Annotated in this window: 11 protein-coding genes and 1 tRNA gene; 3 read left to right on the top strand and 9 right to left on the bottom strand. The window is 61.4% G+C overall.

Annotated elements, in window-relative coordinates; genetic code table 11:
- Positions 1-73 precede the first annotated feature (73 nt).
- The 4 genes from NHAM_RS28210 to dapA form a co-directional block, all read right to left on the bottom strand.
- Positions 74-238 (bottom strand): hypothetical protein, encoded by a 165-nt coding sequence (locus NHAM_RS28210; protein ID WP_245269872.1) that lies wholly within the window; start codon positions 236-238, stop codon positions 74-76.
- A gap of 269 nt (positions 239-507) precedes the next feature.
- Positions 508-981, bottom strand: coding sequence for an SsrA-binding protein SmpB (smpB, locus tag NHAM_RS11515; protein WP_011510729.1), 474 nt, complete (start codon positions 979-981; stop codon positions 508-510).
- Positions 982-1,045: 64 nt separating this feature from the next.
- Positions 1,046-1,465 (bottom strand): large conductance mechanosensitive channel protein MscL, encoded by a 420-nt coding sequence (mscL, locus tag NHAM_RS11520; RefSeq protein ID WP_011510730.1) that lies wholly within the window; start codon positions 1,463-1,465, stop codon positions 1,046-1,048.
- 71 nt (positions 1,466-1,536) lie between these two features.
- A complete protein-coding gene (gene dapA / locus NHAM_RS11525) occupies positions 1,537-2,427 on the bottom strand; it encodes a 4-hydroxy-tetrahydrodipicolinate synthase (RefSeq protein ID WP_011510731.1) in 891 nt (296 codons plus the stop codon).
- 231 nt (positions 2,428-2,658) lie between these two features.
- Here dapA and NHAM_RS11530 point away from each other — a divergent pair, with 231 nt between their 5' ends.
- Positions 2,659-4,908: a lytic transglycosylase domain-containing protein gene (locus NHAM_RS11530; RefSeq protein ID WP_011510732.1), complete on the top strand. Its 2,250-nt coding sequence runs from the start codon at positions 2,659-2,661 to the stop codon at positions 4,906-4,908.
- Between the two features lie 120 nt (positions 4,909-5,028).
- Here NHAM_RS11530 and NHAM_RS11535 read toward each other — a convergent pair whose 3' ends face one another.
- The 3 genes from NHAM_RS11535 to NHAM_RS11545 form a co-directional block, all read right to left on the bottom strand.
- On the bottom strand, positions 5,029-5,346 hold the full coding sequence (locus NHAM_RS11535) for a DUF3551 domain-containing protein (protein ID WP_245269873.1): 318 nt from the start codon (positions 5,344-5,346) through the stop codon (positions 5,029-5,031).
- A gap of 220 nt (positions 5,347-5,566) precedes the next feature.
- The gene (locus NHAM_RS11540) at positions 5,567-7,087 is read right to left on the bottom strand and encodes a porin (RefSeq protein ID WP_011510734.1); all 1,521 of its coding nucleotides are present in this window, start codon (positions 7,085-7,087) and stop codon (positions 5,567-5,569) included.
- 585 nt (positions 7,088-7,672) lie between these two features.
- Positions 7,673-9,181: a porin gene (locus NHAM_RS11545; RefSeq protein ID WP_011510735.1), complete on the bottom strand. Its 1,509-nt coding sequence runs from the start codon at positions 9,179-9,181 to the stop codon at positions 7,673-7,675.
- A 649-nt stretch (positions 9,182-9,830) separates the two neighbouring features.
- Between NHAM_RS11545 and NHAM_RS11550 the strand changes: the two genes are divergently transcribed.
- Positions 9,831-9,924 (top strand) — tRNA-Ser (locus tag NHAM_RS11550).
- 93 nt (positions 9,925-10,017) lie between these two features.
- Entirely contained in the window at positions 10,018-10,875 is an 858-nt protein-coding gene (locus NHAM_RS11555) for a hypothetical protein (RefSeq protein WP_011510736.1), read from the top strand.
- A 54-nt stretch (positions 10,876-10,929) separates the two neighbouring features.
- On the opposite strand, the gene NHAM_RS11560 is transcribed toward NHAM_RS11555, so the two are convergent.
- Together NHAM_RS11560 and NHAM_RS26710 are read right to left on the bottom strand one after the other, a co-directional pair.
- Positions 10,930-11,196, bottom strand: coding sequence for a hypothetical protein (locus NHAM_RS11560; RefSeq protein ID WP_011510737.1), 267 nt, complete (start codon positions 11,194-11,196; stop codon positions 10,930-10,932).
- 373 nt (positions 11,197-11,569) lie between these two features.
- Positions 11,570-11,737 carry a hypothetical protein gene (locus NHAM_RS26710; RefSeq protein WP_157043608.1) on the bottom strand — a complete coding sequence of 56 codons (168 nt, stop codon included), beginning with the start codon at positions 11,735-11,737 and terminating at the stop codon, positions 11,570-11,572.
- Positions 11,738-12,287 lie beyond the last annotated feature (550 nt).

Below are 12,287 nucleotides of genomic sequence, written 5' to 3' on the forward strand. Positions count from 1 at the left end.
ATGCTCAATCAAAAGGATAGCGCTAGAGTCTGATTTAACGCAGTCGAACCAGACTCTAGCGCAACGCTGAAATCTACCTCGCTGCCGTGAAGCGGATACCCATCATCTCGCCGTATCGCCAGATTCGTTCGCATTCCCTCGGTGGAGAATTCGGAACCAGCGCGATACCGAAACGCTTTGGCAGGGTCAGGCCGGAAGCGATCACCAGGCGCGCGCCATCGTTGGAGATGTCCATCACCTGGCACTCCGATCTGCCCTCGACGGAGTCGAGCACGAGCCACGCCCGTTGATACCGGCGGCGCATGCGCCGAATGGCGCGCTTCTGTTTGATCCGCATGGCCGGAGCAAACCACCTCAAACCTGAAATTGCCTTGAACCGATCGTTCAAAGTTTAACGGCCGGAGCCGAACCGGCCGTGGCGGGCGACGTCGCCCAACGGTTATCCACGAAAGCAACCCGGGAGTGTCGACGGTGCCAACAACCGGATCGCAGCAATAACGGGCTCTCTCATCCCCTCGCCCGCAGCAACCGGCCTTTCTCGCGGCCCCAGTCGCGCTTCTTCTCGCTCTCGCGCTTGTCGTGCAGCTTCTTGCCCTTGGCGACCGCCAGCAGCAGCTTGGCCCGTCCGCGTTCGTTGAAATAGAGCTTGAGCGGAATCAGCGTCATGCCCTCGCGATCGACCGCGCCCAGCAGCTTGTTGATCTGCTTCCTGTGCAGCAGCAGCTTGCGCGGCCGCTTCGGCTCGTGATTGAAGCGGTTGGCTTGCAGGTATTCGGGGATGTTGGCATTGATCAGCCAGATCTCGCCGTTTTTCGAATCGGCGTAGGATTCGGCAATCGTGGTCTTGCCGTTGCGGACCGACTTGACCTCGGTTCCGGTCAGCGCAATGCCGGCCTCGACGGTATCCTCGATCGCATAGTTGAACCGCGCCTTGCGGTTTTCAGCGACGACCTTGATCGCGCGCTCGTTCTTCTCGGCCATATCTGAAACCTCCGGGCGGCGCCTTTCGAGGAAGGCGACGACGCCCGATCCGGCGGCGTTGCGCCTATTTCTTCGTTTTCAGGAGATCGCGGATTTCTGTCAGCAGTTCTTCCTCGCGGGTCGGCTTCGGCGGCGCCGCGGGTGCTGCCTCATCCTTGCGCTTCAGCTTGCTCATGAAGCGAACCACCATGAACAGCACGAAGGCCACGATCAGGAAGTTCAGCGTCAGCGTCAGGAAATTGCCCCACGCCAGCACCGCGCCCTGCTTTTTCGCGTCCGCAAGGTTGGTCGCGGTAACGGTCTTCGAAAGACCGGTGAAATAGTTGGAAAAGTCGAGGCCGCCGGTGACAGCGCCAATGATCGGCATAATGACGTCGGCCACCATCGAGGAGACGATGGCCCCGAACGCGGCGCCGATGATGACGGCGACCGCGAGATCGACGACATTGCCCTTCATCGCAAATTCACGAAATTCCTTGAGCATCGTAATTTCTCCCTCGGTCTTTCACTTTTGCGCGCGGCGACGGCAATCCAGTCCCGATGCGGGACCGGAGTTCAGTTAAGCAAACCCGCATGCACCATGGCGTCGCGAATGACCTTTCCGGTCGGCGGCGTCACCGGCAGCAGCGGCAGGCGCACGACCTCATCAAGCCGGCCGAGCAGCTTGAGACCGTGCTTGGCGCCGGCGAGGCCCGGCTCCTTGAAAATGGCGGCGTGCAGCGGCACCAGCCGATCCTGAATCGCGAGTCCGGTGGCATAGTCGCCCTTCAGCACCGCGGACATCAGGCTCGCGCACAGTTTTGGCGCCACATTGGCGACCACCGAGACGCAGCCGTGTCCGCCAGCCGCCATAAAAGCGAGCGCCGTCATGTCCTCGCCCGACAACTGGATGAAGTCCGGCCCCATCGCATGGCGCTGCAGAGAGACCCGCGCCACATTGGCGGTGGCATCCTTGACGCCGGCGATGTTCTTCAACTCGAATAGCCGCGCCATCGTTTCCACGGAGAGATCGACGACCGAGCGCGACGGAATGTTATAGATGATGATCGGGATGCCGATCGCGTCGTTCACCGTCTTGAAGTGATGGTACATGCCTTCCTGCGTCGGCTTGTTGTAGTACGGCGTCACTACCAGCACCGCGTCCGCGCCCGCTTTCTCGGCATGAACGGCCAGATCGACCGCCTCGCGGGTCGAATTCGAGCCCGCGCCCGCAATCACCGGGACCCGGCCCCTCGCCTCATCGATGCACCATTCCACCACCTTGCGGTGCTCGTCGTGGCTCAGCGTCGGGCTCTCGCCGGTTGTTCCGACCGGCACCAGTCCGTGGACGCCCTCGCCGATCTGCCAACTCACGAGGCTGCGGAAGGCGGCCTCATCGACGGAGCCGTTCTTGAACGGCGTCACCAGGGCGGTGTACGATCCCCGGAACTTCGTCTTGCTTGCCATGATCCGCTCCAACACGTTGCGCGGCATCGCCGTCTGCCGAATTCGATGCCGTATCAGTCATATCGGGTCTGACGCTGCTACGAAAGGTCTGCGCCCGGAGCGGCAGCCGCGATTTTGCCGTGGTCGGAGCGCACACAATCCCGGCGCCCGGATTTTAGTGCTTTGTCCACATATTTAATGAAATAGTAAGGGGATTTTGGGGGTCTGCCTAATTCGCCGAGAGGGATTGCCGTGACATTGCTTGCCCACGCATCAAGGTTGCGAACGACGGCTTTGGGAGCGAGCCTAGTGCTGGCGGCCGGACTCTGGGCCGGAGCCGCGGATGCCGAGAAAGCCGCCAAGGCTCCAGCACCGAAGCCGCGACCGATTTCACGTCACGTCGTTCCGAAGACGGTCACCGGCCATACGCATGGCAAGATCCCGACCCCGGCGCACCGCAAGATCTCAGCCCCGGACAAAAACAAAGCCAAGGCCACCGTAGCTCCGGCAATTCAACCGGCCACACGCCAGCACGCCGTGCTCCCGCCGCCGTCGAAACGCCAGCCCGTTCCGAGAGCCGCGATGGCCGCGACGTCATCGACGTCGCGCGCCGATCTCGATGCGCTTGCGAACGTCATCGACCTGACCCGCAAGAACAGGCAGTCCGATGCCACGCAGGTCGAAGCCAGCATGACAGATCCGGTAGCGCGCAAGCTCGCCGAGTGGATCATCCTGCGCAGCAACGACAATGGCGCGCCGACCGAGCGCTACCGCGCCTTCATCGCCGCCAATCCGAGCTGGCCCTCGCAGACGTTCCTGCGCAAACGCGCGGAGGCTGCACTATGGGACGACCATCGCGACGATGCCGCCGTGCTGGCCTGGTTCGAAAACGAACGGCCGCTGTCGGCGAAGGGACGGTTCGCACTGGCGCGCGCGCTGCTCGCGCGCGGCGACCGCGCCAGGGCCGCACATCTGGTCCGCGAGGCCTGGCGGACCGACTCCATGTCGGAAGCGGTCGAGAGGATGGCGCTGGAGGAGTTCGGGGCGCTGCTGGCGCCGGGCGATCAGAAAGCCCGGATGGATTATCTGCTTTACGGCAACGAGCGCGATGCGGCGCTACGCGCGGCGAAGCGGCTCGGAAACGCCGAGGTCGCCCTCGCCAGGGCACGGATTGCCGCCGACCGCAAATCCTCCAGCCTGCACTCGCTGCTCGACAAGGTACCGCGCGAGCTGCACGGCGACCCCGGCTATATCTTCGCCCGCATTCAGCTTTTGCGCCGCGAGGAGAAGTTCGCGGAAGCCGCGCGGCTGATGCTGAACGCGCCGCGGGATCCCAACCGGCTTTACAATGTGGATGAATGGTGGATCGAGCGACGGCTGCTTGCGCGCAAGATGATCGACATCGGCGAGTACCGCACCGCGTATCTCATCGCGCGCGATGCGGCGCTCCCCGCGCGGGATATCTACAAGACCGAGCAGGAGTTCACCGCCGGCTGGATCGCCCTGCGTTTCCTGAAGGACCCCAACACCGCCACCCGGCATTTCGCCCGCATCGGCGTCGGCAGCGTCAACCCGACCGCTCTGGCGCGGGCCGGCTACTGGCAAGGTCGCGCCGCCGAGGCGGCAGGCCGCGTTCAGGAGGCCCGTCACGCCTATGCCGCGGCCGCCGAACAGTCCACCAGCTATTACGGCCAGCTCGCGCGCGCGAAGCTCGGACTGCCGCAGATCGAATTGCGCAGCATCCCCGGCAGCCGGTCGCGCGGCGTCGAACGGCTGGAGATCGTGCGCGCCGTCCAGCTTCTTTATGCGATCGGCAAAGGCGACTTCGCGATCCCGATCTTTGCCGATATAGGCGAAAACGGCGACCCCGATGCGGTGCTGGGTCTGGGCGAACTCGCCGCGCGTCACGGCGACGCACGGGGTATGCTGCTAGCCGGCAAGGCCGCGCTCAATCGCGGACTGCCGTTCGATTTCTATGCCTATCCGGTCAGCGGAATTCCTCCTTTCCGTTCGATCGGGCCGGATGTCGAGCGCAGCGTCGTCTATGCGATCGCGCGGCAGGAAAGCGCGTTCAATCCGTCTGTGGTGTCGCCGGCCCACGCCTACGGGCTGATGCAGGTGACGCCGGATGCTGGAAAATATGTCTGCAAAAAATACGGCGCCAGCTTCGACCTTCATCGCCTGAAAAACGAGCCCGCCTATAACGCCGCGCTCGGCGCAGCGGAGCTCGGAGGTCTGCTCGAAGACTATCGCGGCTCCTACATCATGACCTTCGCCGCCTACAATGCCGGACGCGGCAGCGTCAGGAAATGGATCGCGCGCTACGGCGATCCGCGCGATCCCGGGGTCGATGCGGTGGATTGGGTCGAGCTGATCCCGTTCTCGGAGACGCGCAACTACGTACAGCGCATCATGGAGAACCTGCAGGTCTATCGCGCCCGCTTCGGCGGCGGCTCGAAGTTGCAGATCGAGGCGGACCTGCACCGCGGCTCCATCCAATAGCGCAGGAAGTGCACAGAGCGTTCTCGAGCGAAGCATGTCCTCAGGCTTGACCCGAGGATGGGTACCAGGGGTGTTGGGTCCCTGCGTTCGCAAGGACGACAGGAAGCTAAAAACAAGTTCCTATCGGCGACGCTTCCTTCGGTGAACATCGGGGTATGCGCCGGAATCGTCTTCCTCGAAACGATAGAACGGATTCGCGTCGCAATACGCGCGGCGGCCAGAGGCTGTCGCGAGGCATTGCTGGTAGGTATCGAAACTGCAATCCCCGGTACCACTTTGGTAGTAGTCGCCCTTGATGCAATACGGATAATCCCAAGCCTGCGCGGCTGACGGAGCCAGAACAAGGAACGACGAGACCACAAAACCGGTGCACGCGGCCGCCAGCAAAACCCTGCGGGCCGCCCTCTGTTTGACCATCCGCATTTCGTTGCTATCCATTGAGACCTCGCTTTGTCTTCGCACTTATATTGTGAAAGCACGGAATCGACCACCGTCGCCTTCGGTATCACGGCAATTTGCTAAAAAAAATCCCGTCGTTGCTTCCGGCAGGGCCGAGACAAAGACGACGACCGACGAGAAGCCCTCCCCTCCCGGCAGAACAAAACCCCGGCAATTTCCTGCCGGGGTTCTCTTGGGATGTCATCAGGCGAAACGGGTATTACCAGGTGCGTTGCGCGCGGACCATGACGGTCCAGGTGTCCTGATCCTTCAGGGTATAATTACCCGCCGGCTTGCCAAAGTTGTTGGCGGGAAGAGTCGCCACGCCGGCGTACTTCTGATCCAGCATGGTATAGAGCGCTTCCGTCGTGAAGGTCAGGTTCTTGACCGGAGTCCAGCGGAGGTTCGCGCCAACCTGCCCAATGTTGTAGTCCGGGTTGCAGGTGATGACGCCCGCACCAAGAATAGCAGGTACCGTACCGCCCACGCCGCACATCAGGCTCTTGGCCGCACCGGTATACCTGACCGATGCGTAGGCGCCGAAAACCGAAGTGGCCCAGTACGGGTTCCAGTTGTGGTTGAAAGCGCCGCGCATACCCCAGGTCGAGACCAGCTGAAGCTGGCCGTCAGGGCCAAACACGGCATCCGGCGCAAAGCCATATCCAATGCCGGTTACGCCGGTATAGATCGTGTTGACACCCGCTGCGCCGGCCAGGTCCTGGATGTTGTAACGGGTCGCACCATTGGTGTAGACGCCCTGGATGTCGATCGTGTCACCCGATCCGGTCGGGATGTTCCTGATCGACAAAGCGAGCTGACCGGCCCAACCCCACTTGTCTGCGGGACCGCCGGTATCTTGAGTGGCACCGTAATAGGCCGGGTTGTTGTTATGCGCCGCAACCGAGGCCTGGAACATGCCCCAGGCCTGATCGACGCGGAGTCGAGCCACGACATCAGGAACGGTGGTCCCACCGTAATCATTCGAGCCGTAACCAAGGTTGGCAGTGCCGAAGGTGGCGGTCGGCGCTACCCCGAGGTTTAAAATACCGGCCTGGTAGTACTGGATCGGATCCTGAACGGCGATCGAGCCCGACACGCCGTTGCCGAACTCTGCCGTATAGGTGAACTGGTTCACGCCCGTGAGCGCTCCGCCGCCGCCGACCAGACCGTCGAAGATGTTGTTGCCCAGATAGTTTCCCCACGGAGTGCTGAACTGAGAGACAGCCTTACCCATCGTGAAGCCGGCGAACTGGATGAAGGCGTAGTACACGCCAAGCTGGCCGCCGGAGACGGCGCCGCTGCCGGTCGCTCCGGGCGAAGCCGCATCATACACAGTCGAACCGGCACCGTTGCTGACGTAACCGCCCGAGGTCCAGCTGAAGACCGTCTCGAAATAGGTGCGGACCACGCCGTATTCGGTGGCAGTGCGGGTGTCGACGTTTAGGTCCGCACGCGACCGCCAGGTGAAATCGTTGCCTAAACGGTTCTGCGCACCGGCAACACCCGCAGTGTTACCGGCGAACATCAGGTTGGCGTTAACGCCCATGTCGGCACGGACATAGCCGCCCAGCTTGATGCAGGTGTCGGTGCCGGGGATGTAATAGAAGCCCGCGCCGTACAGGGAGCAAACCTTCACATATTCGACCGCCTTGGCTTTCAACGGCAGATCGGCAGCCTGTGCCCCGCTCATGACGACGAGACCCGCCGCCGCGCCGAGGAAAAGGCTCTTCATCGGTTTCATCTTAGACTTCCAAGTTGCTCTGTAGCGCGCAGGCTGCGGATTCGCTCTACGCAAGCACTCGAAGAATCTCAGAAGATGGTTAACAGAGTACTCTTGCGGCCCGACAAGACGCCCCGCGGCAGTTCATCGGACACGTTCGTCGGCGGAGCCATGACCTAACTCCCGATGCCGAGCTCGCGGTTGAACGGCGATCTTCACACGCCTCAAGACTCGGGTTGAACAAAGGGGATTCCGGGCTACGCGAGTTGGGGACAGCCGCCCAACTGCTCGCCAAATCCCGACCCATTAACGTATCTAGAGCCATTCATACTTAAACGGAATCAGATTGCCGTCATTGCGAGGCGTCTCGCGCCGAAGCAATCCAGAAAGTTCCGAAGAAAGAACTGGATTGCTTCGCGCCGCTCGCAATGACGCTTGAATGAATGCGTTTCTGTCAAAACCTGAAATGCCTAGTCGCGGTCGTCGTTTGGTATCACCGCCGGGCGCGAGTTACCGGGATTGCGTCACAATCTCTGCCTCGCCGGCAAAACAAAACCCCCGGCAGTTTCCCGCCGGGGGTTCGTTCAGATCGTCAGACGACCTGTATTACCAGGTGCGCTGCGCGCGGAGCATGACGGTCCAGGTATTCTGGTCCTTCAGGGCATAGTCACCCGCCAGCTTGGCAGCGGCGGTGTTGTTGTTAGCAAAATGCGCCGTACCGGCGTACTTCTGATCCAGCATGGTGTAGAGACCTTCCGCCGTGAAGGTCAGGTTCCTGACCGGCGTCCAGCGGAGGTTCGCACCAACCTGCCCGATGTTGTAGTCCGGGTTGCAGGTTGTGATGCCTACACCAAAAGGAGAAGCAGTCATCCCGGCACACATCGCAGTCTTCGCCGCGCCGGTGTAGCTAACCGCTGCGTAAGCCCCGAAAACCGAACTGCTCCAGTACGCGTTCCAATTGTGGTTGAAAGCGCCGCGCACGCCCCAAGTCTGGACCAATTGAAGCTGGCCCGGGCTGGCACCATACACCGAATCCGGCGCGAAGCCGTATCCAACGCTGTTCACACCGGAATAGATCGTCGCACCGGCCGCCGGGCTGGCCAGTTCCTGGAAGTTGTAACCGCTCGCGCCCTTGGTGTAGACGCCCGACACGTTGATCGTGTCACCCGGTCCGGTCGGGATGTTCTTGATCTGGAGTCCGACCTGACCGGCCCAACCCCACTTGTCTCCGGGACCGCGAGTATCTTGGGTGGCACCGTAGTAAGCGGGATTGTTGTTGTGGGCCGCAGCCGACACCTGGAACAGGCCCCAGGCCTGATCGACGCGGATCTGGCCGACGACGTCCGGAGCGCGGGTTCCACCGTAGGCGCTGGCGCCGTAGCCAAAGTTGGCAGTGCCGAAGGTGTTGGTGATCGGTGCCCCGAGGTTGAAAATGCCAGTCTGGTAATATGCGCTCGGATCCTGCACGCCGACCGAGGCCGACACGCCATTGCCGAACTCTGCGGTATAGGCGAACTGGTTCACGCCCTGCGAGGTCGTACCGCCGCCACCGACGAGACCGTCGTAGATGTTGCCCGGATAGGCTCCCCAAGGCGTACTAAACAGCGAGACGGCTTTACCCATCGTGAAGCCGGCGAACTGGATGAAGGCGAAGTTCAGGCCAAGCTGGCCGTTGGAGACGCCACCGTTCACAGCTGAGTCATACGCAGTCGCACCACCGCCCGCACCGCCGTAACCGCCCGAGGTCCACGTGTAGTTCGCATCGAAATAGGTGCGGACCACGCCGTATTCGGTGGCCGTGCGGGTATCGAGGTTCAGGTTCGCGCGCGCCCGCCAGGTGAAATCGTTGCTGAGACGGTTCCGCGCGCCGCCCAGACCCGAGGTGTTGCCGCTGAAGACCGAGTTCGTATTGATGCCCATGTCGGCACGCATATAGCCGCCGAGCTTAAGGCAGGTGTCGGTGCCGGGGATGTAATAGAAGCCCGCGCCGTACAGGGAGCAGACCTTCACGTATTCGACCGCCTTGGCCTTCAACGGAAGATCGGCAGCCTGCGCCCCGGTCATCGCGACCAAACCCGCCGCCGAGCCGAGGAAAAGGCTCTTCATCAAGTTCATTTCAACCTCCAAGTTGCTCTGTAGGGCAGGTTCCGGATCCGCTGTGCACAAGCACTCGAAGAAACGTTCCCTCAGTCCCTGACTAACCGCTCAGCCGTTCGCGCCTGTCGGACACTCCCGCTCAACGCGAGGGACTCAAGCGAACCACCCAAAAACAGCGAACCACCTAAAACGGGACGACCTCGGGATGCCCCCCCTCCGTCGTGCGATCACAATTACCGAACCGTTGTGCACACGCAATGAAGGAACGTCTCAGAATAGAACGGGTCTAGCCGTTTTCAGCCGTGTGTTGCACAAATGGCACGCGTTCGCCGCCACAAATCATCGATCAAGCTATTGTTTTATAATGATTTTTAGAACAACCCTTCGTCGCTCTACAAATGACCGCCCCGCCGTCTCAAAGGATGAGCGCATGTGAGGACGCTCCATCGTGGCGAATCATCGAGAGCATCGCACAGCCTGATTCGACAGGCGTTCGGCCCTGCTTTTGACGCCGTACCAAGCTCCAAACCGATGCGGACATCGTCGAAAGTCATCGACATATAACCAGCCCGCATCAGGTGGCGCCGACGATTTTGGCGCGCGACCCCTGTATCTCGCGATCAGGCGCTTGCGGCTGGCGAGCGTGTCGGGCATATCGGGCAGCAACGGAGCTGTGGCCGAGTGGCTGAAGGCGGCGGTTTGCTAAACCGTTATAGGGTTGTAAAGCCCTATCGAGGGTTCGAATCCCTCCGGCTCCGCCATTCCGCAGCGTCGCGCCTGCAATTCATCACTTTGCTTTGATACGCTCGTCGTTTGCCGGCATGGCTTGAATTGCACCATTCACGGGGCGTCTCATGCAAAAGCCGAAGAAACGCACCAGACAACAGACCGACCCGTCGTCTCCTCAAGGATCTGCGCTCGACCTTCGATCCGTCGAAGCTCTCGCGGCCATGCTCGGCGGCACGCAGCAAGACGATGCCGTCGATGCCGCTCAGGACATCATGTACGATGCGTGGGAAGCCAGCGACCGGCGGCGACGAATCGCGTTGGCGAAGAAGGCGCTGAAGACATCGCCGCTGTGCGCCGACGCCTATGTGCTGCTGGCTCAGGAAGCGGCGCAAAACCCCGACGAAGCGATCGATCTTTACCGCCAGGGCGTGGAGGCTGGTGAGAAGGTGCTGGGGAAGGCATCCTTTCAGGAGGACGTCGGCCAGTTCTGGGGGCTTCTGGAAACGCGGCCTTACATGCGGGCGCGCCGCGGTCTCGCCCAGGCGTTATGGGACAAGAGCCATCGGGACGAAGCCGTGATACACTTCCAGGCGATGCTCGATCTCAATCCGAACGACAACCAGGGAATCCGCTATGTGCTGCTCGATTGCCTGCTGACGCTCGGGCGCGATCACGAAGCTGCCGGGCTTATCGAGCGCTATAGCGAGGACGGGTCGGCCGCCTGGAGTTGGTCCCGTGCATTGCTGGAATTTCGACGAAACGGCGATGCCGCGAAATCTCGTGCGGCGCTGTCGCAGGCAATGAGCGACAATGAACATGTCGCACCGCTGCTCCTCGGGGACAGGAAGATGCCGCGCCGCCTTCCCGCATACATCAGTTGGGGCGGAAAAGACGAGGCCGTCGCCTACGTTCACGGCGCCGCCGCCGGTTGGGCCGCAGCGGACGGCGCGCTGGCCTGGCTCAGGGCAAATAAGGAAAGATGACGCGCCACCGCGTTTCAGTCGCCAGGCGATTGACCGGTGCGATCCGTCTCCGCATCAATGCACTGTCATCCAGGCCCGCGCATCGCGTTGCGCCGTGACAATATCGGCCTCGGACATCAGTTCCGCAATCTCGCGGCGCATCGCGATCGCATCACCGTGGCCCTTGAGCGCCGCGAGATTGAACCATTTATGCGCGGCCACCAGATCGACTAGGCCGGCCCGACCGCTCGCCCAGTACAGGCCGCGTTCGAACAGAATATCCTGAATGGCGTTGGCATCCACCGGCACCACGGTATCGAAGTCGACTTGCCCCTGAAACATCTGTGCGTTCCTTTTTACTGCCGCCCTGCTCCGAGCGTGCCCCATCCACCTGCTGTCGCCCCGCCGGTTCCGACCGCCGTTCGCCGGCGTGCCGTCCTGACGCGCAGACCATGGCGGTAAAATTTGAAGAGCAGTTTAAGCATCGCGATGAATCGAACGTGAACGGCCCATGCGCGGGGTATCGGCACGGATTCAATAAGTCCTTATTCGACGGGGACTTTCGTGGTTTCACGCGATTCGATTTACCGTCACGCTTGGCAAACCGGTAACCATCGCCACAGCCGGCATCGGGCCGCGCGGCCGCAGAATCGCACAGCGGGCAATGCCGTGAACGCACGCAGCGTCTCTGCGAGGACCCACGTTCTGCGAAAACTCAGACGCATTGATGAGGGAACGACAACACGCCGGGGCTAAGCCACGCCGGCGGCAGGACGAGGGCGTCGGTGAACACGTCAGGACCAACTCTCACCGCAGCCGAGGCCGCTGGTGGATCGCGGACATTGATAATCCGCATCGAACGAAGACCGCCGATGAAACTCACTGCGTTCTTCTGCCGAACCGGTGGTCGCGGGGATTCCGAAACCGACGATCCGACCGTTTGACCTGATGTCTCGCCGACACCCTCTCTCGTCGACCGGAGCCTGGATTGAAAGTCTGCTCTTGGGAAACAAACTCTCTTCAGCTCCCGCGACGTCGCCGGCATCGAGCTGCCGGCGATTCCAAGGCGAGCTTACTTCTTCTTCTTGGCAACCTTGCGGGTCTTCTTCGCAGTCTTCTTCACTGCGCTCTTCGCCTTCTTCACCTTCTTTGTCTTCGCCTTCGCCTTCTTCGCCTTCTTGGCCATGTTGCCCTCCAGGGGTTAGTGAGATGGCTTAGTCGCTGCGTGCACTCGGGAATCGAAATGCACGTTCTTCGAATACACCAACATATTGAAAAAAACAGTGTCCCGCTTAAGGAAGTGTTGATGCAAAGATACCGGTGCGACGGCCGCGCGTTTCGCGATAATGCGCGGATGCGTTGATGGGCGATGCGAGTAACATGCGGAAATTCTGCACCGACGATTGTCAAGGTTTTAGAAAGTGCCTGTGCCG

Origin of the sequence: Nitrobacter hamburgensis X14 (assembly GCF_000013885.1) — a bacterium.
In the GTDB taxonomy this organism is placed as follows: Bacteria; Pseudomonadota; Alphaproteobacteria; order Rhizobiales; family Xanthobacteraceae; genus Nitrobacter; species Nitrobacter hamburgensis.

Coding starts and splice junctions, on each gene's coding strand:
- smpB (WP_011510729.1), bottom strand. CDS start 981: ATGGCCGAGAAGAACGAGCGCGCGATCAAGGTCGTCGCTGAAAACCGC.
- mscL (WP_011510730.1), bottom strand. CDS start 1,465: ATGCTCAAGGAATTTCGTGAATTTGCGATGAAGGGCAATGTCGTCGAT.
- dapA (WP_011510731.1), bottom strand. CDS start 2,427: ATGGCAAGCAAGACGAAGTTCCGGGGATCGTACACCGCCCTGGTGACG.
- NHAM_RS11535 (WP_245269873.1), bottom strand. CDS start 5,346: ATGGATAGCAACGAAATGCGGATGGTCAAACAGAGGGCGGCCCGCAGG.
- NHAM_RS11540 (WP_011510734.1), bottom strand. CDS start 7,087: ATGAAACCGATGAAGAGCCTTTTCCTCGGCGCGGCGGCGGGTCTCGTC.
- NHAM_RS11545 (WP_011510735.1), bottom strand. CDS start 9,181: ATGAACTTGATGAAGAGCCTTTTCCTCGGCTCGGCGGCGGGTTTGGTC.
- NHAM_RS11555 (WP_011510736.1), top strand. CDS start 10,018: ATGCAAAAGCCGAAGAAACGCACCAGACAACAGACCGACCCGTCGTCT.
- NHAM_RS11560 (WP_011510737.1), bottom strand. CDS start 11,196: ATGTTTCAGGGGCAAGTCGACTTCGATACCGTGGTGCCGGTGGATGCC.